Raw genomic sequence first — 21,088 nt, 5'->3', positions numbered from 1 at the left:
AAATTTTTCCAAGATTATGACCAAAAAACACCACAAACCCGACTGGGTTCCCGAAAACGCCGGCAAGGAATTTACCACCTCGGTCATGGCGGGCGTCGATGGCGGACACGACGGCATTCCCGGCCAAGCCAGCGTGCCGGTGGCGCGCCCGCATACCCCGCGCCGCCGCCGTTTGACGGTGGATGAATATGTGGCCGGTGTGCTGGCGGGCGACCGCAACGTGCTCGGCCAAGCCATTACCCTGGTGGAGAGCAACTCCCAGGCGCATTTCAACATGGGCCAGGAAGTGCTGCGCCAACTGATTCCGCACACCGGCAAATCGATCCGCATCGGCATCACCGGCGTGCCGGGCGCGGGCAAGAGTACTTTCATTGAGGCGTTGGGAATGCAGCTCTGCGACCAAGGCCACAAAGTCGCGGTGTTGGCGGTCGATCCCAGCAGCACGGTCACGCGCGGCAGCATTTTGGGCGATAAGACCCGGATGGAACTGCTCTCGCGCGACTTGCGCGCCTTCATCCGCCCTTCCCCTTCCAGCGGCACCTTGGGCGGCGTCACCCGTAAAAGCCGGGAAACCATTCTAGTGTGCGAGGCGGCCGGTTTCGACGTGATTTTGGTGGAAACGGTCGGCGTCGGTCAGAGCGAAACCACGGTCCGGTCGATGGTCGATTTCTTCCTGCTGGTCATGATCGCGGGCGCGGGCGACGAATTGCAGGGCATCAAGAAAGGCATCATGGAATTGGCCGACGCGCTGCTGGTCAACAAGGCCGACGGCGACAACAAAATCCGCGCCAACGCCGCTCGCGCCGACTACAACCGCGCCTTGCACTACCTCGCTCCCGCCACCGAGGGCTGGTACACCAAGGCGTATACCTGTTCTTCCCTCAACGGCGAGGGCATCGACGCCATCTGGAAGGTGATTGGCGATTTTCGCCAACTCGTCACTGAGAGCGGCGTGTTCGAGAAGCGCCGGCAACGGCAAACTCTGGATTGGGTATACTCGATGGTCGAGGAACATTTGCGCGCCAGCTTCTTCAACCATGCCGGCGTCGGCGGCATCCGCGCTGAAGTTGAGGAGGGGGTTCTTAAAGGCCAATTGCCCCCAACCGTCGCCGCGCAAAAACTGATCCGCAAGTTCGAAGGGCATTAAATCACTGACTTGGGAGGATACAAACATGCTGCGCAGTCCCCGCGACTTTTTCAAAGCCAAGGTCGTCGGCGCTCCCGAACCGCTCCGTGAAATTCCGGTGCGGCCCTCGCGGATGATCCACTTTTTCGATCCCAGCAACGAGAAGATGGCGGTTAAGGTGCCGGATATCGCCAAGAACGTCGACATCATGCTGGGCAACCTGGAAGACGCGGTGCCCATCGACCGCAAGGAAGCCGCCCGCGAAGGCTTGGTCAAAATCGGCAAGAGCGTGAATTTCGGCGACACGCAATTGTGGACGCGGGTCAACAGCCTCGACAGCCCGTGGTTTCTTGACGATCTGATCCGTCTGGTCGGCGAAATCGGTAACAAGTTGGATGTGATCATGCTGCCCAAGGTGCAAGGGCCGTGGGATATCTACTTCGCCGATCAACTGCTGGCCCAGTTGGAAGCCAAGTACAACGTCAAAAAGCCGCTGATGCTGCACGCGATTCTGGAAACCGCGCTCGGCGTGGCCAACGTGGACGCCATCGCCAACGCCAGCCCCCGGATGCAAGGCATGAGCCTCGGTCCGGCCGATCTCGCGGCATCGCGGCGGATGAAAACCACCCGCGTCGGCGGCGGCCATCCCGATTATCTGGTGCGCACCGATCCCGACCCCAAGAATCCCGATGCCCCCCGCCCCACCGCCCAGCAAGACCTGTGGCATTACACCATCGGCAAAATGGTGGACGCTTGCACCAGCGTCGGCGCGCTGGCGTTTTACGGGCCGTTCGGCGACATCGCCGATCTGGTCGCCTGCGAAGACCAATTCCGCAACGCCTATCTGATGGGTTGCGTCGGCACTTGGACGCTGCACCCCAATCAAATCGCCATCGCCAAGCGGGTGTTCAGCCCGAAACCGGAGGAAGTGGCCTGGGCCAAGCGCGTGGTCGAGGCCATGCCCGACGGCAGCGGCGCGGTGATGATCGACGGCAAGATGCAGGACGACGCCACTTGGAAACAGTGTAAGGTGGTGCTCAATCTCGCCCAACTGATCGCCGGCCGCGACGCCGAATATAAGGCGCTGTACGGCTTCTAACTTTCGTTAAGAGGGGCGGGAGGCACAATCGGCCTCCCCCCTCGACGACGCCCAGCGGAGCAACCGCGCATGATTCAGCCGTTCTCCATCGCCCGCCTGCCGCGCATCGAATTCGGTGCCGGCTCCATCGCCAAACTTCCCGGTCTGATCGCTTCCCATGGCAAGCGCGCGTTGCTGGTCGTCGGTCAGCGCTCGTTCTTGGAATCGCCCAGTTGGCCACCGCTGGCGGCTGGCTTGGAAAAAGCTGGCATCGCCTGGGAGCAGGCGCGTGTGGGCGATGAACCTTCGCCGCAATTGGTGGACGACGCCGTCCGTCAATTCCACCAATCCGCCATGCAAGTGATCGTCGGCATCGGCGGCGGCAGCGTGCTGGACGCCGCCAAGGCGATTGCCGGCCTGTTGCCGGTCGGCGATTCGGTGATGGATTATCTGGAAGGGGTCGGACCGGAAAAACCCTATCACGGCCCCGCCATGCCGTTCATCGCGGTACCAACCACCGCCGGCACCGGCAGCGAGGCGACCAAAAACGCCGTGCTCAGCGCGCGCGGCCCCAACGGCTTCAAGAAATCCTTCCGCCATGATTTGTTGGTGCCGGAATATGCCCTGCTCGATCCCGATCTGCTGGCGACATGCCCCAAGCCGCAGATCGCCGCCAACGCGATGGACGCGCTGACCCAACTACTGGAATCTTACGTTTCCATCAAGGCCAATCCGTTCACCGACGCGCTGGCCGAAAGCGGTTTGAAAGCGGTGCGCGAAGGGCTGTTCGCTTGGTACGACGGCGGCGAACACGCCGCCGCCGGACGCTCGCGCCTAGCCTACGCCGCCCTGCTTTCCGGCGTTTGTCTGGCGCAAAACGGTTTGGGGTCGGTGCACGGTCTCGCCTCGCCGCTGGGCGCGTTTTTCCCGATCCCGCACGGCGTGGTGTGCGGCACCTTGGTCGGAGCCGCCACCCGCGTCAATTTAACCGCCCTACGGGAACGAGAGCCCGACCATCCGTCCTGGCGCAAATACGCCCGCGCCGGCGACCTCTTGCACGGCCGCCACTACCCCACGCCCGAGGAATCGCACGCCGCGCTGCTGGCCTTGTTGGATGACTGGACCGCCCGCTTGGATTTGCCTCGCTTGAACGCTTACGGCATCCAGGAAAGCGACTTCGCGCGCATCGTCGCCGGCTCGCGCGGCGGCAGCATGAAAACCAATCCGCTAGCGCTCGACGATGGCGAAATTACGGAGGTGCTGCGCCAGAGGCTCTAAAGCCATCATCGCGCCGAGCAAGCCATGAACTGGCAAGAATCTTGAATAGATTTAGAGCTAGGTTTGTTTATTTGATTAAGCCGGCGGTCATCTTCGCCCGCTAAAATAAACAGGACCGTCTAGGGAGACTATGCGATGAAGTACCCACCAGCCCAAAATGACCCTCAGCAGTCCAATATGGCCCACCCGCGCTCGCCGTCCGGGGTCGTTGTGGACCGACAAACCGTAGATTTGAAGCGTTTGGAAAAGCGAATCGGACGGGTTCACCTCCAGCAGCGGCTAGGCATCGAAGCCGATCACGCCACCCAAATCTTCGGGCGGGGCCGAACCTTTTTTCACATCGAAAACTGGTATTCGATTCACGCCTTCATCCGCTTCACTCTGCGCGGGCTTGGGTTATATCGCCGGGGCCTGCGCAATGCCGCCACGATCCAGCTCAATCACAATGACGTGGTCATTCCTCAGTTGCCCGAGGCGTTCGACGGCTTCACCTTACTGCACTTGAGCGACCTGCATCTGGACATGGACGAGTGCTATCCCGCCGCCCTGATCGAACGGGTGCGTCAGGCCCAGTACGACGCCTGCGTGCTGACGGGCGATTTCCGAGCCAAGACCTACGGCGATTTTGATGCCGCCATCGCGGCGCTGGCCAAGGTCCGCTCTCATCTGGGCGGTCCGGTTTACGCCATCCTCGGCAACCATGATTCCATCCGCATGGTGCCGGAAATCGAGGCTCTCGGAATTACCGTGTTGCTCAACGAAGCCGTGGTTCTGGAACGCGGGGGCGCGCGACTGCATCTGGCGGGCATCGATGACCCACATTACTACCAAGTCGATAACTTCGATAAAGCCGCCGCCGCCATTCCGCCGGAAGAAACCTCCATCCTGCTCGCGCATTCGCCGGAAGCGTACCGGCTGGCGGCGCATACCGGCTTTGACCTGATGTTGAGCGGCCACACCCACGGCGGTCAGATCTGTCTGCCCGGTGGAATTGCGCTGATGACGAACGCCGACTGCCCGCGCCGCTTCTGTCGGGGCGCTTGGCGCTACCACACCATGCAGGGCTATACGTCGACCGGCTCCGGCTCCTCGGTGGTCGGCGTGCGCTTCAACTGTCCCCCGGAGATCACCTTGCACCACCTACGCCGCCAACCCGTTCAGTAAGGCCGGTTGCGGATACCGAGCCGAAAAAACACGGGTGACAGGGCGAGTTCAAGCGCGACGAAGCCGATCACCATCCAAGCGATGGCGCTCCAGCTTAGTTCCAGGCCGCCCGCCACCATCAACAGCGGCAACAAAACCTCGGGGATTTGGTCCAGCCCCAAGGCCATGCTGCTAGACTCCAGCCCCAATCGACGCTTGATAAAGCTCGACAGTAGATCGCCCAGCATGGCTCCGGCACCGACGGCTATTCCGATATCGGCCGGCAACAACAGAAAGAGGGCCGCCACGCCGGTGGCCAGCGGCGCCAGCAGCACACCGCGCCACGTCTTTGAATCGCCCAGCCAGCGATATCCGTCGGCCAATACCCGGCCTCCATCCAGCGGGCGAGCGCCCCAAGCACCGCAAATCGACGCCGCCATGATCGGCGTGCCGTTGGCGATCAGGATGAGCAACAACAACTTTAGCTCGATAGGAATCATGTTGTACCCTGGGGATCGGTTTTTAGTATTTTGCCCCTGCCCTTGAGATTTTAGACAACCGTCAGAATTTTGCCTCTCCCATTCAACAACCGATCAGATAAATAATTGTATAAATCCCAACCGCTGCGCGGGTAAGAAGGCTCATCCAGAGCGAGGAAAATCACATGAACATCCCCCTTTTTGGACGCTATCTCGGCAGTCTGTGCGGGTTGATCCTCCTGGCTGCCGCCCACGCGGCGGAGCCTGACTCACCCGCCGGAAAATGGAAGACGATCGACGACAAGTCTGGCAAACCCAAAAGCATCGTGCAGATCGCCGAAAATAACGGCGTGCTAACCGGCCAGATCGTCGAGCTTTTGGAGGGAACCTCGGAAAAAACCTGTAGCAAATGCGAGGGCGACCTAAAAGACCAGCCTTTGGTCGGCATGAAAATTTTATGGGATTTGAAGAAGGAAAGGGATGAGTGGAAGGATGGCAAGATTTTCAATCCGGCCGATGGCGGTACCTATACCTCCAAGGCCAGGCTGTTGGATGGCGGCAAGACATTGGAGGTAACTGGCTCTTGGCTGTTCATCAAGCGCAGTCAAAAATGGCTGCGAGTCAATTGATCCATAACCCTCAAAGCGGCTGAAAACCACCCAAGTTATTACGCTCCTTGCCCAATTAGAATCAGTGTCAAACCGGGCCAGCTCAGCTGCTGATCTGGCCGGGGTCCTATACCGCTTTCTCATCGTTGCCGACGATCTCACCGGAGCCAACGCCTCCGGCGTGCTCCTGAAAAATTTTGGCTTGCCACCGCTCACCCTGACCCAGGTGCTGCTGCTGATCGGTAGCCGGCGACAGGGACGCCACCAAAATCTGCGCCCGTTTCCTGCGCGACGAACACACCCGCCGCGCTATCCCTGTTCCCGCCTGATCTGGAGAATATTTATGAGCAAGCCCATCATCGCCATCAGTCTGGGCGATCCCGCCGGGATCGGCCCGGAAATCGTAGTGCGCACCGTCGCCGATGACGGCGTCCGTCAAGTCGCCCGCTGTCTGGTGTACGGCGATGCTCGGGTCATCGAAAAAGCGGCGCGGGAAGCCAAGCTGGATTTGAAGGTGCGCGCCATTGGCAAGCCTTCGGAAGCGATCTACGCGCCGGGTTCGGTCGAGGTGATCGATTTAGCGAACGCCGATCCCGCCGCCTTCGAGCCGGGCAAGGTGCAGGCGCTGTGCGGCAAAGCGGCTTGGGAATACATCGAAGCGATGGTGCAAGCCGCTTTACGTGGCGAGGTCGAGGGGGTCAACACCGGACCGATCAACAAGGAGTCGATTCAGGCCGCCCATATCCCGCACATCGGCCATACCGAGATGCTGGCGGCACTGACCGGCACACACGACCCGCTGACCATGTTCGAGACGCTGGGATTGCGAATCTTTTTCCTCAGCCGCCACGTCTCGCTGCGCAAATCCTGCGATTTGGTGACCAAAGCGCGGTTGTTGGACTACATCGACCGCTGCCAGCAGGCGATGGACACGCTTGGCCTGGGCGGTGGCGATCTGGCTGTGGCCGGACTGAACCCGCACAGCGGCGAACACGGTTTGTTCGGAGATGAAGAAATCAAAGAAGTGATGCCGGCCATCAAGGAAGCGCAACAACGCGGCTTTCGGGTGGTCGGCCCCATCGGCGCGGACTCGGTATTCCATCAGGCTAAGCTGGGACGCTACTCCGCCGTGCTGTCGCTGTATCACGATCAGGGTCACATCGCCGCCAAGACCTTGGATTTCGAGCGCACCATCTCGCTCACCCTCGGCTTGCCGTTCCTGCGCGCCAGCGTCGATCACGGCACCGCCTTCGACATCGCCTGGCGGGGCAAGGCCAGCGCGGTGAGCATGGTCGAATCGATGTTGGTGGCGGCCCGCTACGCGCCGGCCTATCGTCGGTCAACGGCGCGCTAAAACGATCTTTGCAGCACATTTCTGGGCGTGCCGGCGACGAGCGCGGCCCTTCGCTTCTAAAAAATGATCTATGATACTGATGCAATAAGCCTATTTCATTGAGTTGATCGACCAAGGAGGACTGTTTTATGAACGCCAACAGCAACACTTTCACATTGCTGAAAACAGCTCTTTTTCTAGTCCTGAGCTTGTTCGCTTTTGCAACCAGCGTTACTTATGCCATTCCCGTGACTAGAGTCGTACCGACCGTCATAAAAATCGATTCTTTTAGCGACTTTAAACATTTTGATATTGCAGGTGCTACCGAGCTTAAAGTCGCAAGCATTGATGATAGCGGACAGGTGGCGGGTCAATATACCGACCTTTCTGGAAGGCCTCACTTTTTCCTGTACAACCCCCATAATGATCACATGACTGTTAAAGATTTTACAGTCGAGATTCCTTCAATTATAGATAGCAATAACCTTGGACAAATATTAGGCAGTGCTTATAATCTGCCCTTTACTCATTTACCTGTAATATACAGTTTTGTATATAGCGATCAATCTATAACACGTCTCGATGGTCCTGATGATTCCACTGCATTAGGCAGCAGCGCCAAAGGTATCAACAATCTCGGGCAGGTGGTGGGTATCGATTATAGCGGCTCGCAAATTCGTGGTTATATATATGATATATATAACAAAAAATATACAATTTTTGATTTTCCTCCTCCTTATGGAAATTTTAAACCCCATACTTTTACGCCAGTGGCAGTAACTGGCATCAATGACAGCGCACAGGTAATTGGTAGTCTGAGCAATCCCTCTAACTATCAATTAAGTGGTTTTGTGTACAACAATGGCGCATTTGATATTTTCAAGGTAGGCAACCAACACACGCTACCCATTAGCATCAATAATAACGGACAGGTGGTGGGCGTTTATGGTCGTATTGCCCAAGCCGGCATCGGACAAGGTGGTTTGTTTATTTATCAAGAAGGGAAATTAATGGCCATTAAGCCAAAGGCTAAGTTGGCTGGAAACCTTACCCTCACGCATCGCATCAACGATAGCGGTCAGATAGTGGGGTATACATTACACTACGAAACAGGCGCGCTTCAAAGCTATTTATACAGCAACGGTATCTTTGCGATCCTTTCCATACCCGATGCCTTCCTCCGAAACAACAGCGGACAGATGCGCTTACACGACGCCGGGGCCGGGTTCATCACCACCCCTATCAAGCAAGGCCCTTTAAGGATTACTCCCCTTCGGTTTATTAACCCGGCAATTATTTAGCCGATAGTGGTATAGTGAGGGACATGAAAAAGATCGACGCACGTTGTTTGTCGCCGGAAGCGCAGGAGGAACGGCGCCGTCAGGCGCTGCGGCTGCGGGAAGAATTGCAGTGGACCTGGAAGGAAATCGCGCGGGTGGTCGGGGTGCATATCAGCACGGTGATCGGGTGGGGCCAACGCTTTGGTCGGGACGGAGAAGCGGGCCTGAAATCGCGGCGGCGGGGACGGCGGTACTTGACGGGCCGGACGCTGACGTTGGCCCAAGAGTGGCGGGTGCGCTCGATTTTGGTGGACGAGACGCCGGGGCGACGGGGATTGCCGTTTGCGCTGTGGAACCGACGGGCGGTCATGGAATTGATCGAAACGCTGTTTGGGGTGGCGATGCCGATTCGGACGGTGGGCGAGTATCTGTCGCGGTGGGGCTATAGCCCGCAACGACCCCTCAAGCGCGCCTTGGAACAACGGCCTGCCGAGGTGCAACGGTGGTTGGACGAGACTTACCCCTCGATTCTCGCGCGAGCGAAGGCGGAGAAAGCGGTGATTTACTGGGGCGATGAGACGGCCGTGGTGGAAGATGGCCATTGGGTGCGCGGTTATGCGCCTCAGGGGAAAACGCCGGTGCTTGCCACCTCCAGCCGCCGGTCTGGATTGGCGCTGGTGTCGGCCATCAGCAACCAAGGCCTCGTCCGGTTCCGCTTTATCGAGCAGGCCCTGAACGCGGCCTTGTTCCTCGAATTCCTCGGCCAGTTGATCGCCGACCAGCCCCAGAAAGTCTTTTTGATTCTGGACAACCTCAAAGTCCATCACGCGAAGCTCGTCACCGAGTGGGTCGGCGAACACGCCGAGCAAATCGAGCTAGTCTACTTGCCGCCCTATACCCCAGAGCGCAATCCCACCGAATACCTCAATCGCGATTTCAAAACCCAGTTGCGGTTATCGGCCCGTTCCTCCACGCCCCAGGCCTTGCGGCACAAAGCAAACGCCTTCCTCCAATTCCTCATCAATACCCCAGAGCGTATCATGACCTATTTCAATCACCCCGCCGTCCACTACGCCGCTTAATCGCCTATTTCATTGCTGGGTTAATAGTTTCGTTTGACTTGGACACTATAAGCTAGTAGTCGCTACAACCATTTCCTCTTATCAGCATGAACCAGCTTCTTCTGCCTTGGTAGATTCTTTAATTCGAAATTTAGTTAAAAATTATTAAAATCAAGACTATATTAGATGACCATGCCATTGGCGAGAGGGGAATATGGACTCTGAGAAAACCGTCGGTAGCTGGGACTTGTTGGCGAAGATGAAGGATATCGAGGTCCGTGCCATTGCACGCTCCAAGCAGCGTCGGGAGCAGCAAGCCTTACCCTTTCATGCTGAAGGAAAAGGGAAACAAGAGCCACCAGAACAAACGGCGCAACTGATCGAATTTCCGAAGTGGCCCGAGGACCGTCGTGCTACAGCTCAGGCGGTTTTCCGTAGTGCCCTGTTTCCAGCTATGAATTTCAAGGAAGGTCGCCCCTATCTGGAAAGAGAACATCTTTGGTCTGTCGATGGCGTTGAAATCTTTTTCATAGGTAAACAGTTGGATCAATCCGACTTAGATGTTTATCTCGAACTACTGAAAATCGCCCACCAACACCCATTCGGTACGGAGTGCCATTTTTCAGCCTATAGCCTTTTAAAGGCATTAGGTAGAGCCACAGGGAAAGCCAATTACAAGTGGCTACATTCGGTCATTATCCGGTTGTGCGGCGGCATTGTGGACATGACTGACCATCACATCCGCTACTTTGGTGGATTGGTTAACGGCGGAATTAAGGACGAAAACACTCAAAACTATGTCGTTCGCATCAATACGGACTTCGCGCATTTTTTCAAGGCGGGGCTGTGGGCAAGTTTGGATAACCAGCAACGCCTTGATCTAAAACGTAATCAGACAGCTAAGGCCCTCCATGCCTACTATTCAACGCATGTCACGCCGGGACCGCATACTTTCGAGAAGCTAGCTGGCTTAATAGGTTTGTGTAACAAAAAGCGGCGCGACATAAAAGCCAACCTCATCAAGGCGCATGAAGAACTCAAGCGAATCGGTTTTCTATCGGACTATGAAGCAGGGGAGAAAACCGTTAAGCCGATGATCAACCATACACCGAGCCAGAACCGATATATCGTCAAAAAGGTCGTTATTAACCCAGCAATGAAATAGGCGATTAAGCGGCGTAGTGGACGGCGGGGTGATTGAAATAGGTCATGATACGCTCTGGGGTATTGATGAGGAATTGGAGGAAGGCGTTTGCTTTGTGCCGCAAGGCCTGGGGCGTGGAGGAACGGGCCGATAACCGCAACTGGGTTTTGAAATCGCGATTGAGGTATTCGGTGGGATGCGCCTGGGGTATAGGGCGGCAAGTAGACTAGCTCGATTTGCTCGGCGTGTTCGCCGACCCACTCGGTGACGAGCTTCGCGTGATGGACTTTGAGGTTGTCCAGAATCAAAAAGACTTTCTGGGGCTGGTCGGCGATCAACTGGCCGAGGAATTCGAGGAACAAGGCCGCGTTCAGGGCCTGCTCGATAAAGCGGAACCGGACGAGGCCTTGGTTGCTGATGGCCGACACCAGCGCCAATCCAGACCGGCGGCTGGAGGTGGCAAGCACCGGCGTTTTCCCCTGAGGCGCATAACCGCGCACCCAATGGCCATCTTCCACCACGGCCGTCTCATCGCCCCAGTAAATCACCGCTTTCTCCGCCTTCGCTCGCGCGAGAATCGAGGGGTAAGTCTCGTCCAACCACCGTTGCACCTCGGCAGGCCGTTGTTCCAAGGCGCCTTGAGGGGTCGTTGCGGGCTATAGCCCCACCGCGACAGATACTCGCCCACCGTCCGAATCGGCATCGCCACCCCAAACAGCGTTTCGATCAATTCCATGACCGCCCGTCGGTTCCACAGCGCAAACGGCAATCCCCGTCGCCCCGGCGTCTCGTCCACCAAAATCGAGCGCACCCGCCACTCTTGGGCCAACGTCAGCGTCCGGCCCGTCAAGTACCGCCGTCCCCGCCGCCGCGATTTCAGGCCCGCTTCTCCGTCCCGACCAAAGCGTTGGCCCCACCCGATCACCGTGCTGATATGCACCCCGACCACCCGCGCGATTTCCTTCCAGGTCCACTGCAATTCTTCCCGCAGCCGCAGCGCCTGACGGCGCCGTTCCTCCTGCGCTTCCGGCGACAAACAACGTGCGTCGATCTTTTTCATGTCCCTCACTATACCACTATCGGCTAAATAATTGCCGGGTTAATAAGCGTCACGCCCCCCGCGGGCGCCCCCCGCGGGGCCGCTTTTTATTGCGCCGCCGGCTTGATCTCCGGCACTGGAATCCCGCGCTGCCGACAAGCGGCGGTCACGGTATTCAGCAGCAAACAGGCGATGGTCATCGGCCCGACGCCACCGGGTACCGGGGTGATCGCGCCCGCGACCTGAACCGCCGATTCAAAATCCACATCGCCGACCAAGCGACCTTTGCCGTCTGAGGTCGGGATGCGGTTAATGCCGACATCGATCACCGTCGCGCCGGGTTTGAGCCAATCGCCTTTGACCAGCTGCGGTTTGCCGACGGCCGCCACCAGAATATCCGCCCGGCGGCACTCGTCGGCCAGATCGCGGGTGCGGGAGTGGGCGATGGTGACGGTACAATGCTCGCGCAACAATAGCGCCGCCATCGGTTTGCCGACGATGTTGGAGCGCCCCAGCACCACCGCGCGCAAACTCGCCAGCTTGCCGAGCTGATGCTTGAGCAGCATCAGGCAACCGATCGGGGTGCAGGGCACCACGCCGTCCCCGCCGACCGCCAGCAAGCCAGCGTTATAGGGGTGAAAACCGTCCACGTCCTTGCTGACGGCAATCGCGTCGATCACCGCATCCGCATCGATCTGTTCGGGGAGCGGTAGCTGCACCAGAATGCCGTTAACAGTCGAGTCTTGATTCAGCTCCGCGATGCGAGCTAGTAATTCCGCTTGGGAGACCGTCACCGAAAAGCGATGGTCAAAAGAATTCATGCCGGCGTCCCGCGCCTGCAATCCCTTGTTGCGGACGTAGATCTGGCTGGCGGGATCGTCGCCGACCAGCACCACCGCCAAGCCGGGCGTCAGGCCGTATTCGGCTTTCAGGCGGGTAACGTGCGCGGCGATTCCGGCGCGCAAGCGGGCGGCGAACTGTTTGCCGTCGATGATGGTGGCCGTGGCCATGAATTCCCTCGTAATGGTTCGTCTGGACTGGCAATTCTACTACAGGGATTTGTCGTACCATTGACAACGCCAGCACGAATTACCAGCGCGCCGAACATCAACCTTGTGGAATTCCTAAGATGAATGCCCCCGAAGCGGACGCCAATAAGCCACCGGAACTGCCGAACAACAAGCGCTGGCGGGTATTGTCGCTGCTGGCGCTGTTGTTTGGCCTGATCGCCGTCGGTGTCGGCGGCTACTGGAATGGGTACGGGCGCTGGTATGTCTCCACAGATAATGCCTATGTCGGCGGCAACATCATTCAAATCACGCCTCAGGTCGCCGGGACAGTTGTCAGCGTGCTGGCCGATGGAAAGGGCTTGAGCCGTCCCACCGCCAGCGCATGGATGCCCTTGCCTTGCCAGGCGCTTCCCCGTATCTTTGCGCGCTGGTCACATCACTCTCCCAGGGAGCATAGGCCGTGTCGAGCCAAAACCAGCAGATCATGTTCGTTTTCCCCGGACAAGGGTCCCAATATGTCGGCATGGGCAGCGATCTCATCCGCGACTTTCCCACCGCCCAGCGGCTTTACCAGCAAGCCAACGATATCGTGGGCTACGATTTGCTCAAGCTCTGCCTGGAAGGACCGGAAGAGGAGCTGAAACTGACCCGCCACACCCAACCGGCTCTGCTGACTCACTCCCTGGCTTGTCTCCAAATTTTTCGCGAGCTGACCGACAGTCGCGTGCAGCCGGTGCTTGCCGCTGGCCACAGTCTCGGCGAATACTGCGCGCTGGTCGCCGCCGGGGCGCTCGATTTCGAAACCGCCCTGCGCTTGGTGCAAAAACGTGGCGAGTGCATGGGAACATACGGGGAAGGCGAAATGCTGGCCTTTCCGCTGCATCTGGACAACGTTCGTCCGCTGGCGGAAAAACACTTCTGCGCCGTCGCCGCCTGCAACCTGCCCGATCAAACCGTGGTCGGCGGACGCGGCGAAGACTTGGATCGGTTGACCGAAGAGGCTCACGCGCATTTCCCCAAGAAACGGCCGACCCGCCTCAAGACCGAGGGTGCCTTTCACACCTTTTACATGATCGCCGCCGCCCTGCCTTTCCGGCCGGTGCTGGATGCCGCCGCGATGGCCGCGCCGACGGTGCGGGTGCTGTCCAACTACAGCGGGACCTATCATGACCCCGACCCCGCCGCCATCAAAACCCGACTGTTCTTCCAGCTGTTCCACCCGGTCAACTGGATCGGCAATCTGGAAACCGCCTTCCACAACGAACTCACCGCCATCGTCGAATTCGGCGGCGGCTTGGGCAGCGGCTCCGCGCCGGAGGACAAGCGCCCTAACCTGGAAAGCATGATCAAGAAAGCGCAGCGCGGCTCCGATTACAGCATTCACTATCACGCCGCCATCAACACCCAAACCCTGCGGGAAACGGCGGAGGCGCTGCGGTCATGAGATATCGCGCCATCTTGCAAGCCCAACGCTCCCGACGCAACCTCAGCCAGCAAGCCATGCAACGCGCCCACCGCCGCTGCGATTTGATCCGCCTCGCTCCGGAAGAAGAACCGGCCGCACCGCCAGCGAGCCCGACCGACGAAGAACGACTCGCTGACGAAATGACGCCTGTTTCAGCGCTTTCCTGATTCGCGGCCGTTGGGTGGCTGTTTCGCCATATCTGTGGAAAACGGCGGCGGTTTATTCGCAAGCACTCAATAAAAATGCCCGGCTATCGCGTTTGGCCGGATTTCGACTACCCTTTATGCGAAAGCAATCAGTAGATAATGAATCCGCGGGGGTGGCTTGACCTCGGTCACATGCTCTCTCCATCCCGAACTCAAGCCATTCTTCTCCTTATACAACAATAATTTGATTAGCTTCGCATTACCTGGATGCGGGCCGGCTGAAATGGTTTGCCCATCAATAAACCATCTAATTCGAACACCAAGAGGTAAGGTTCATGCTCTCCGAGAAACAGCTTGAAATCCTGCGGGAACGTCGCGCCAAGGTCTTGGCGGGCGGGGGTGAGGACAAGATCAAGGAACGCCATGAAAAGGGCTTGTTGGGCGCCCGCGAGCGACTGCTGACCCTGTTCCAGGAAGACACCTTTCAGGAAATAGCCACTCACGCCAAGCACGCCGGCAAGCATTTCGGCTTGGCCGACAAAGAGCTGCCCTCGGACGGCGTGATCGTCGGCACCGGCTTCGTGGACGGCCGCCCGGTGGCGGCGTTCAGCCAGGATTTCACGGTGATGGGCGGCACCCTGGGCAAGATGCACGCCAAGAAAATCGTGCAGTCCATGCAGCTTGCGCTCAAGACCGGGATGCCGGTGGTGGCGTTCAAGGACTCCGCTGGAGCGCGCATCCAAGAGGCGGTGGACGCCCTGTCCGGCTACGGCGAGGTGTTCTATCAAAACGTGCTGCTGTCGGGCGTGGTGCCGCAAATCGCCATCATCGCCGGCCCCTGCGCCGGCGGCGCGTCGTATTCGCCGGCGCTGATGGACTACATCATCATGACCAAGCAAAACGCCTACATGTTCATCACCGGCCCGGAGGTGATCAAGGCGGTCACCGGCCGCACCACCAGCCTGGAGGATGTCGGCAGCGCCGAGATGCACGCGACGGTCAGCGGCAACGTCCATTTCGTCGCCGAGGATGATCGCCACGCCATCCAGATCGCCAAGGCGCTGCTGAGTTATTTGCCGTCCAACAACACCGAAGACCCACCGCACCGACCCTACCCCGATCTCGACCTATCGCCGGACGAGGGCATCAACGCGCTGCTGCCCGACACCTCCGCCGAACCGATGGATGTCAAGCAAATCATCCACCGGCTGGTGGACGGCGGCCAGTTTCTGGAAGTCCACGCCGGTTGGGCCGGCAATATCGTGGTCGGTTTCGCCCGGATTCAAGGCATCGTGGTCGGCGTTCTCGCCAATCAGTCGTTGGTCAAGGCCGGCGCGATGGATATTGACTCCTCGGACAAGGGCGCGCGCTTCATTCGGTTTTGCAACGCCTTCAACATCCCTTTGATCACGCTGGTGGACGTGCCCGGCTTCCTGCCCGGCATCGAACAGGAGCGCGGCGGCATCATCCGCCACGGCGCGAAGATGCTCTACACCTATGCGTCCGCCACCGTGCCGAAGATCACCATCATCCTGCGCAAAGCCTATGGCGGTTCCTATCTCGCCATGTGCGCGCAAGAGATGGGCGCGGATGCGGTCTACGCCTGGCCGACCGCCGAAATCGCGGTGATGGGCGCGGAAGGCGCGGTCAACATTTTGTATCGCGGCGAGCTCAAGGACATCAAGGACGCCAAGGAGCGCAAGGCCAAGACCAAGGAACTGGTGGAGGAGTACCGCGCCAAGTTCGCCTCGCCGTACATGTCGGCCTCGCGCGGCTACATTACCGACGTGATCGAGCCGGCCGACACCCGCGCCACCATCACCCTGGCGTTGCGCAAGCTGCTGACCAAGCGCGAGCTGCGCCCGGCCAAGAAGCACGGCGACATTCCGCTCTAAGCGCCGCGCCCAACCCAAGGAAACGCACCGATGAAGACTTACACCACTTGGGACGCCATCGGCGACATGTTCGTCATCTACGGCATCGTGATCGTGGTCTCGATGCTGGTCGCGGCCGTCATTCGCGGCATCGTCATCGTGCTGTCGCGGCAAGCGGCTAAGGCCGAAGCGAAAGCGCCCGCCAAACCGGCGGTCTCGACGACCGCCGCGCAACCGGCGGTCGCCGGCATCCCGCAGGAACATATCGCCGCCATCAGCGCGGCGGTGGCCATGATGATGGGCGCGCACCGCATCGTCCACATCGAAATGGCCAGCCGCGGCTTCGGTTGGACCGCCGAAGCGCGCACTACCCATCACACCTCGCATCTCCCGCGCGGCTCGCACTGAACGCCTGAACCCTTATCCATCCCACCTTTTCACGAGAGAACAACACCATGGAGAAGAAATTCCGCATTACTGTCGAGGGCAAACAGTACATCGTCGCGGTCGAGGACATCTCGACCGAGGATTCCCAAACCCTCTACCCGACGCCGGGCAGCATGAGCGTCGCTCCGGCGGCGGTCACTGCTCCGGTAGCACCCGCCACGCCAGCGGCGGCGTCCGCCGCCGCGCCCGCCGCCGCTGGCGCGGGCGATGAGGTCGCCCCGCTGGGCGGCGTGGTGCAGACGGTCCACGTCAGCGTCGGTCAGGTGGTCAACGAAGGCGATAAACTGGTGTCGCTCGAAGCCATGAAGATGATCACGCACGTGATGGCCAAACGGGGCGGCAAAGTCACCAGCATCGCGGTCAAATCGGGCGATCCGGTGGATGCCGGTCAGGTGTTGCTGACCATCGGCTAACGCGGGAGCACTCGGTATGGAATCCCTGAACTTTCTCGATTTATTCCAGGGAATCAACACCCTCATCCAAGGGTTCTCGACTGACCCCAAGATTGCCTTCGGGCGGGTGTTTCTGATCTTCCTGGGATTTTTGCTGTTCTATCTTGGCCGCAAGGGCGTACTGGAAGCCTTGCTGATGATTCCGATGGGACTCGGCATGGCGACTGTCAACGCCGGTGTGATGTTCTTTTACAATATGGACCCCGCTAGCGGCATGACCTTTGAGGCCCTGCAAGCGGCAGGTCAGACCGTACCCGCTCAGATCGCCGGCACCTTGCACGTCGCGCCGCTGGCGCAAGACACCAACGCGCTGATGAACATCTTGCAGATCGACTGGCTCCAGCCGATCTACACCTTCATGTTCAGCAACGGCCTGATCGCCTGTTTCGTGTTCATGGGCATCGGCACCCTGCTGGATGTGGGCTTCGTGATGGCGCGGCCTTACCAAAGCATGATCATCGCTCTGTTCGCGGAACTGGGCACCGCCACGGTGTACCCGCTAGCGGTCGCCATGGGGCTTGCGCCCGGAGAAGCCGCCTCGGTGGCGATCATCGGCGGCGCGGACGGCCCGATGGTGCTGTTTACTTCCTTGATGCTCGCGAAACCGCTGTTCGTGCCGATCACGGTGGTCGCCTACCTCTACCTGGGCTTGGCGTATGGCGGATACCCCTATCTGATCAAACTCCTGGTTCCCGAACATCTGCGCAACATGCCGATGCCGGTGGAGAAAAGCCGGCCCATCAGCTCCAATGAAAAACTGGTGTTCGCGATCATCGCGTGCGTTTTGCTCAGCTTGCTGTTCCCGGTGGCTTCGCCGCTGTTGTTGTCGCTGTTTTTAGGCGTGGTCGTCCGCGAAAGCGATTTGCCCAACTATCTGGAGTTTTTCTCCAATACCGTATTGTACGGCTCCACGTTCTTCCTGGGTTTGCTGCTGGGCATTTTGTGCGAGGCGAACACCATCCTCAATCCGGTGGTGTTAAAGCTGCTGGTTTTGGGCATCCTGTCGCTGCTTATTTCCGGCATCGGCGGGATTATTGGCGGCTACGTGCTGTATTACTGGTCCGGCAAGAAATACAACCCGGTCATCGGCATCGCCGGGGTGAGCTGCGTGCCGACCACCGCCAAGGTGGCCCAGAAATCGGTGGGACCGGGCGTGATCGTTCTGCCTCACGCCTTGGGCGCAAACATTAGCGGCGTCATCACCACCGCCATTTTCGCGGCGGTTTATGTCGCGTTGTTGCTGCCGAAAGGCTAACCGCAATCCCAACCGGCGAGGCGCGGAGAACGCCTCGCCGGTTTTTTATTTCCGATTCCCGACAGGGAAAACCCACTATGGAAACGGTCGTCATCGGCCTCGCCGCTGGTCTGGCGTCGGCCCTCACCCTCTTTTCCGGATTTGGCCTCGGCACCGTGCTGACGCCGGTGTTCGCCTTGTTTTTTCCGGTGCCGCTGGCGGTTGCGGCCACGGCGGTGGTGCATTTCGCCAACAACCTTTTCAAGCTGGGCCTTTTGGCGCGGCAAGCCGATTGGCGGGTCGTCATCCGCTTCGGCCTGCCGGCGGCGCTGGCGGCGTTCGCCGGCGCGATGCTGCTCGACCGCTTCGGCCGGCTGCCGCCGCTATTCGCCTACCAATGGGCGGGGGCGATCCATGAAGTCACCGCCATCAAGGCCTTGATCGGCGGCTTGATCGTCGTCTTCGCGCTGCTGGAGCTGTGGCCGCGCCTTCAGGCGCTGGCCTTTCCGCCGCGTTATCTGCCGCTGGGCGGTCTGTTATCCGGCTTTTTCGGGGGACTTTCAGGCCATCAAGGCGCTTTTCGTTCCGCGTTTCTCATCAAACTGGGATTGTCGAAAGAGGCGTTCGTGGCAACCGGCGCGGTGGCGGCCGCCATCGTCGATGTTTCGCGGTTGCTGGTCTACGGAACTGGCTTTCTCGCCGAGCATTTCAACCGGTCGCGGGAACTGTTGTTGCCGGTGACGGTGGGGACGCTGTGCGCCTTCGCCGGGGCGCTGATCGGCGCGCGGCTGCTGCACAAAGTCACCTTGCGCGCGGTGCAAGGGGTCGTGGCCGGCATGATGCTGCTGGTCGGCGTCGGCTTGATGACGGGTTTGCTGTGAGCGAAACCGAATCACGCGCCGGCGGGAACGGAGTCGGCCGCCGCGCCCGCCGCCCGTAAAATCCGCCGATACGTCAGCCCCACACGGGTCAGATTAAACCCCAGCCACGCACCGCTCGCGCCCAAGGCGAGCGCGGCGGGAATGCTGAAAACCGGCGGGTACAGCGCGGCGGCCAGCAGCAGCAAAAGCGCCGCGCCATAGGTCCACCACTGCCGCCGGATCGCCGCATCCGGCAGCAGTTGTTTCATGTTGGGCACCTTGGCCCGTCCGAAAAGTTGGGCTTGCAAATGAAACCAGGCCAGAAACGGCACGATTTTGTACAACATGCCGTTGATCACGCCGAGCGCGAAACCGGCGATCATCAGGATTCCCAACAGTAGCTCCACTTGCGGGGCTTGTGCCCAGGCGGGCACCGCTTGCGCCGACAGCCACAACCCCGCCGCCGCCAGCAGGCCGATCAGGCTCAGCCGCCAATAATTCAGCGTCGCATCGCCGATCTTGCGGCGACGCTGCCCGAGCAAGTACAACGTGGTTCCGGCAAAGACGGCGACGCCGACCACCAAACCCGCCCCCGCCAAGTTCGTCAGTGCTGACCAGCCGGTCCACAGCCCCGCCGACCACACCGCCAGCAATCCCGCCATCAGCGGTGCGAAGCCGCGCACGAAAGCGGGCGGATACGGCGGAGTGATCTGAAACATCGGCACCACCTGATAGGCCACTCCGGCCACCAGCAACACCGTCCAACCCAGCAGCCCCCAAACGGCGTGCAACTCGGTCAGCATCACGACTGGCAAGTTCCAACCCCAACCGAAAAAGCCACCCAATGCCAACCCCAACCCGACCGTCACCAGCAACGCGGCCAAGGCGCAGCGCATGGCGATGACCGTACCGCTGGCGAACGGAGCCCGCCATACCGCGATATGGACGGCGGCCAGGGCGACGCCGAAGGCAAAACCGAGCAAGCAAAACGCCATCTGAAAGCTGACCGGGCTGCCGGCCAAAAATGCGATCACCAGAACCAACGTTCCCAGCGTCAGCGGAATATGCAGCAAGGTCGCCATCAGTCGCGGACGGGGGATAACCACGCCTACCATCACCGGCAGCATTTGCAGCAACGCTCCCAGCATGACCTGCGCCATAAATCCGAGCGTCAACAGATGCGTCAGCGCCAGGGTGGCCGGCGGCCAACGGCTGGTGAAAATCTCCGGTCCTCGCCACAACACCAACATTGCCGCCAGCACCAAGAACCAGGGCGCGGTCAGGAAAAATCGCAGCGGCACGCCAAACGGTGGGGCTTGTTCGAGCGAAAGCCCGGCGGTGGGCGTCATGGCCCGGAAATCAGGATTTCAAATTCGCCGTTGTCAGCCGCCGTGATTTCGTAGCGGTAGCGGTAGCGGCGCAAGATGTCGTACAGCGGATAAGGCTGGCGGTGGATGAGAAAACGGATGCGCTGGCCCGGCTGCAATTCATCCAGCGCCGCCAGCACCTTTTCCATGGGTTCGGGCGGCTCCAGCCCCCGACCGTCCACCACGATGTCTTCAAGCGCACTCATGCCGCTTGATCCGTTCCTAGCGCTCGCATGGCCTCGATCACCGCGCCCGCCTCAGCCCCAAAAATCCGATCGCACATCGGATAAAGAATCTGCTCTTCCTTGATGTTGTGCTGCTGCATCAAGATCAGCAGCGTTTCCGCCTGACCCAAAAACTCCCCCAGATCGCCGCCGCCGAGGGTGCTGCTCATCTCGGCCAGCGTTTCCCGCATTTGTTGGTGCTCCAGCCGCATCACTCGCGTCGGACCCATGCTGTTGCCGCTCACCTGTTCGAAGGTCGGAAACAGCGCTTCTTCCTCTTTCCTGAAATGCAGCGCCATCGTCGCCTGAAACTGTTGGAACTCCTTCCGGCAACGCTCCAACTCATCGGCTTGGGCTGCTTCTTCAGTCAGGGCAAAGCGCTCATCGCAACAGCGGTGCTCGGCCGCGAGAAATCCGGCGATGGCAACCATGATGCTCTC

Annotated in this window: 21 protein-coding genes and 1 pseudogene; 16 read left to right on the top strand and 6 right to left on the bottom strand. The window is 59.6% G+C overall.

All coding sequences use genetic code 11. The annotated features are described in order from the left end of the window. The first annotated feature begins 16 nt into the window (after positions 1 to 16). The 4 genes from meaB to IPK09_01120 all read left to right on the top strand — a co-directional run bounded on the left by meaB (position 17) and on the right by IPK09_01120 (position 4,646). Complete coding sequence (gene meaB / locus IPK09_01135; protein MBK7982215.1) at positions 17 to 1,147, top strand: methylmalonyl Co-A mutase-associated GTPase MeaB; 1,131 nt, start codon at positions 17 to 19, stop codon at positions 1,145 to 1,147. Between the two features lie 28 nt (positions 1,148 to 1,175). Continuing rightward, entirely contained in the window at positions 1,176 to 2,225 is a 1,050-nt protein-coding gene (locus tag IPK09_01130; protein MBK7982214.1) for a CoA ester lyase, read from the top strand. 69 nt (positions 2,226 to 2,294) lie between these two features. After that, on the top strand, positions 2,295 to 3,482 hold the full coding sequence (locus IPK09_01125; GenBank protein ID MBK7982213.1) for an iron-containing alcohol dehydrogenase: 1,188 nt from the start codon (positions 2,295 to 2,297) through the stop codon (positions 3,480 to 3,482). Between the two features lie 177 nt (positions 3,483 to 3,659). Then, positions 3,660 to 4,646 (top strand): metallophosphoesterase family protein, encoded by a 987-nt coding sequence (locus IPK09_01120; protein MBK7982212.1) that lies wholly within the window; start codon positions 3,660 to 3,662, stop codon positions 4,644 to 4,646. On the opposite strand, the gene IPK09_01115 is transcribed toward IPK09_01120, so the two are convergent. Next, on the bottom strand, positions 4,640 to 5,125 hold the full coding sequence (locus tag IPK09_01115; protein ID MBK7982211.1) for a CDP-archaeol synthase: 486 nt from the start codon (positions 5,123 to 5,125) through the stop codon (positions 4,640 to 4,642). The two genes, IPK09_01120 and IPK09_01115, sit on opposite strands and share 7 nt — an antisense overlap. A 164-nt stretch (positions 5,126 to 5,289) precedes the next feature. Here IPK09_01115 and IPK09_01110 point away from each other — a divergent pair, with 164 nt between their 5' ends. From IPK09_01110 to IPK09_01090, 5 genes are all read left to right on the top strand, one after another. Next, positions 5,290 to 5,733, top strand: a complete 444-nt coding sequence (locus tag IPK09_01110) for a DUF2147 domain-containing protein (protein ID MBK7982210.1) — start codon at positions 5,290 to 5,292, stop codon at positions 5,731 to 5,733. 316 nt (positions 5,734 to 6,049) lie between these two features. Continuing rightward, on the top strand, positions 6,050 to 7,066 hold the full coding sequence (gene pdxA / locus IPK09_01105; protein ID MBK7982209.1) for a 4-hydroxythreonine-4-phosphate dehydrogenase PdxA: 1,017 nt from the start codon (positions 6,050 to 6,052) through the stop codon (positions 7,064 to 7,066). 128 nt (positions 7,067 to 7,194) lie between these two features. Next, the gene (locus IPK09_01100; GenBank protein MBK7982208.1) at positions 7,195 to 8,346 is read left to right on the top strand and encodes a hypothetical protein; all 1,152 of its coding nucleotides are present in this window, start codon (positions 7,195 to 7,197) and stop codon (positions 8,344 to 8,346) included. A gap of 23 nt (positions 8,347 to 8,369) precedes the next feature. Beyond that, positions 8,370 to 9,407 (top strand): IS630 family transposase, encoded by a 1,038-nt coding sequence (locus tag IPK09_01095; GenBank protein MBK7982207.1) that lies wholly within the window; start codon positions 8,370 to 8,372, stop codon positions 9,405 to 9,407. Between the two features lie 193 nt (positions 9,408 to 9,600). Beyond that, positions 9,601 to 10,551, top strand: coding sequence for a TrfA family protein (locus IPK09_01090; protein MBK7982206.1), 951 nt, complete (start codon positions 9,601 to 9,603; stop codon positions 10,549 to 10,551). A 4-nt stretch (positions 10,552 to 10,555) separates the two neighbouring features. Here the strand turns inward: IPK09_01090 and IPK09_01085 are convergent. Together IPK09_01085 and folD are read right to left on the bottom strand one after the other, a co-directional pair. Then, positions 10,556 to 11,590 (bottom strand): annotated as a pseudogene (locus tag IPK09_01085) (IS630 family transposase). Between the two features lie 86 nt (positions 11,591 to 11,676). Continuing rightward, on the bottom strand, positions 11,677 to 12,579 hold the full coding sequence (gene folD, locus IPK09_01080) for a bifunctional methylenetetrahydrofolate dehydrogenase/methenyltetrahydrofolate cyclohydrolase FolD (GenBank protein ID MBK7982205.1): 903 nt from the start codon (positions 12,577 to 12,579) through the stop codon (positions 11,677 to 11,679). 460 nt (positions 12,580 to 13,039) lie between these two features. On the opposite strand from folD, the gene IPK09_01075 reads away from it, so the two are divergent. The 7 genes from IPK09_01075 (at position 13,040) to IPK09_01045 (ending at position 19,078) form a co-directional block, all read left to right on the top strand. Beyond that, the gene (locus IPK09_01075; protein MBK7982204.1) at positions 13,040 to 14,023 is read left to right on the top strand and encodes an ACP S-malonyltransferase; all 984 of its coding nucleotides are present in this window, start codon (positions 13,040 to 13,042) and stop codon (positions 14,021 to 14,023) included. Then, entirely contained in the window at positions 14,020 to 14,211 is a 192-nt protein-coding gene (locus tag IPK09_01070) for a hypothetical protein (GenBank protein ID MBK7982203.1), read from the top strand. Before IPK09_01075 ends, IPK09_01070 begins: the two co-directional genes overlap by 4 nt. A gap of 314 nt (positions 14,212 to 14,525) precedes the next feature. Continuing rightward, positions 14,526 to 16,085: an acyl-CoA carboxylase subunit beta gene (locus tag IPK09_01065; protein ID MBK7982202.1), complete on the top strand. Its 1,560-nt coding sequence runs from the start codon at positions 14,526 to 14,528 to the stop codon at positions 16,083 to 16,085. 30 nt (positions 16,086 to 16,115) lie between these two features. Continuing rightward, positions 16,116 to 16,472 (top strand): hypothetical protein, encoded by a 357-nt coding sequence (locus IPK09_01060; GenBank protein ID MBK7982201.1) that lies wholly within the window; start codon positions 16,116 to 16,118, stop codon positions 16,470 to 16,472. A 47-nt stretch (positions 16,473 to 16,519) separates the two neighbouring features. After that, the gene (locus IPK09_01055; protein ID MBK7982200.1) at positions 16,520 to 16,924 is read left to right on the top strand and encodes a biotin/lipoyl-binding protein; all 405 of its coding nucleotides are present in this window, start codon (positions 16,520 to 16,522) and stop codon (positions 16,922 to 16,924) included. A gap of 16 nt (positions 16,925 to 16,940) precedes the next feature. Next, positions 16,941 to 18,218, top strand: coding sequence for a sodium ion-translocating decarboxylase subunit beta (locus tag IPK09_01050; GenBank protein ID MBK7982199.1), 1,278 nt, complete (start codon positions 16,941 to 16,943; stop codon positions 18,216 to 18,218). Positions 18,219 to 18,295: 77 nt separating this feature from the next. Next, positions 18,296 to 19,078 carry a TSUP family transporter gene (locus IPK09_01045; GenBank protein MBK7982198.1) on the top strand — a complete coding sequence of 261 codons (783 nt, stop codon included), beginning with the start codon at positions 18,296 to 18,298 and terminating at the stop codon, positions 19,076 to 19,078. 11 nt (positions 19,079 to 19,089) lie between these two features. Here IPK09_01045 and IPK09_01040 read toward each other — a convergent pair whose 3' ends face one another. The 3 genes from IPK09_01040 to IPK09_01030 are packed head-to-tail and all read right to left on the bottom strand — an operon-like array spanning position 19,090 to position 21,079. Next, on the bottom strand, positions 19,090 to 20,406 hold the full coding sequence (locus tag IPK09_01040) for a hypothetical protein (GenBank protein ID MBK7982197.1): 1,317 nt from the start codon (positions 20,404 to 20,406) through the stop codon (positions 19,090 to 19,092). Next, complete coding sequence (locus IPK09_01035; protein ID MBK7982196.1) at positions 20,403 to 20,630, bottom strand: DUF2249 domain-containing protein; 228 nt, start codon at positions 20,628 to 20,630, stop codon at positions 20,403 to 20,405. Before IPK09_01035 ends, IPK09_01040 begins: the two co-directional genes overlap by 4 nt. Next, on the bottom strand, positions 20,627 to 21,079 hold the full coding sequence (locus IPK09_01030) for a hemerythrin domain-containing protein (protein ID MBK7982195.1): 453 nt from the start codon (positions 21,077 to 21,079) through the stop codon (positions 20,627 to 20,629). The genes IPK09_01035 and IPK09_01030 overlap by 4 nt, the downstream gene beginning before the upstream one ends. Between the last annotated feature and the right edge of the window lie 9 nt (positions 21,080 to 21,088).

Source organism: Candidatus Competibacteraceae bacterium (assembly GCA_016713505.1).
GTDB lineage: Bacteria > Pseudomonadota > Gammaproteobacteria > Competibacterales > Competibacteraceae > Competibacter_A.
This window is presented reverse-complemented; position numbering and strand designations above follow the sequence as displayed.

Coding starts and splice junctions, on each gene's coding strand:
- meaB (MBK7982215.1), top strand. CDS start 17: ATGACCAAAAAACACCACAAACCCGACTGGGTTCCCGAAAACGCCGGC.
- IPK09_01125 (MBK7982213.1), top strand. CDS start 2,295: ATGATTCAGCCGTTCTCCATCGCCCGCCTGCCGCGCATCGAATTCGGT.
- IPK09_01120 (MBK7982212.1), top strand. CDS start 3,660: ATGGCCCACCCGCGCTCGCCGTCCGGGGTCGTTGTGGACCGACAAACC.
- IPK09_01115 (MBK7982211.1), bottom strand. CDS start 5,125: ATGATTCCTATCGAGCTAAAGTTGTTGTTGCTCATCCTGATCGCCAAC.
- IPK09_01110 (MBK7982210.1), top strand. CDS start 5,290: ATGAACATCCCCCTTTTTGGACGCTATCTCGGCAGTCTGTGCGGGTTG.
- IPK09_01100 (MBK7982208.1), top strand. CDS start 7,195: ATGAACGCCAACAGCAACACTTTCACATTGCTGAAAACAGCTCTTTTT.
- IPK09_01095 (MBK7982207.1), top strand. CDS start 8,370: ATGAAAAAGATCGACGCACGTTGTTTGTCGCCGGAAGCGCAGGAGGAA.
- IPK09_01090 (MBK7982206.1), top strand. CDS start 9,601: ATGGACTCTGAGAAAACCGTCGGTAGCTGGGACTTGTTGGCGAAGATG.
- folD (MBK7982205.1), bottom strand. CDS start 12,579: ATGGCCACGGCCACCATCATCGACGGCAAACAGTTCGCCGCCCGCTTG.
- IPK09_01070 (MBK7982203.1), top strand. CDS start 14,020: ATGAGATATCGCGCCATCTTGCAAGCCCAACGCTCCCGACGCAACCTC.
- IPK09_01065 (MBK7982202.1), top strand. CDS start 14,526: ATGCTCTCCGAGAAACAGCTTGAAATCCTGCGGGAACGTCGCGCCAAG.
- IPK09_01060 (MBK7982201.1), top strand. CDS start 16,116: ATGAAGACTTACACCACTTGGGACGCCATCGGCGACATGTTCGTCATC.
- IPK09_01055 (MBK7982200.1), top strand. CDS start 16,520: ATGGAGAAGAAATTCCGCATTACTGTCGAGGGCAAACAGTACATCGTC.
- IPK09_01050 (MBK7982199.1), top strand. CDS start 16,941: ATGGAATCCCTGAACTTTCTCGATTTATTCCAGGGAATCAACACCCTC.
- IPK09_01045 (MBK7982198.1), top strand. CDS start 18,296: ATGGAAACGGTCGTCATCGGCCTCGCCGCTGGTCTGGCGTCGGCCCTC.
- IPK09_01040 (MBK7982197.1), bottom strand. CDS start 20,406: ATGACGCCCACCGCCGGGCTTTCGCTCGAACAAGCCCCACCGTTTGGC.
- IPK09_01035 (MBK7982196.1), bottom strand. CDS start 20,630: ATGAGTGCGCTTGAAGACATCGTGGTGGACGGTCGGGGGCTGGAGCCG.
- IPK09_01030 (MBK7982195.1), bottom strand. CDS start 21,079: ATGGTTGCCATCGCCGGATTTCTCGCGGCCGAGCACCGCTGTTGCGAT.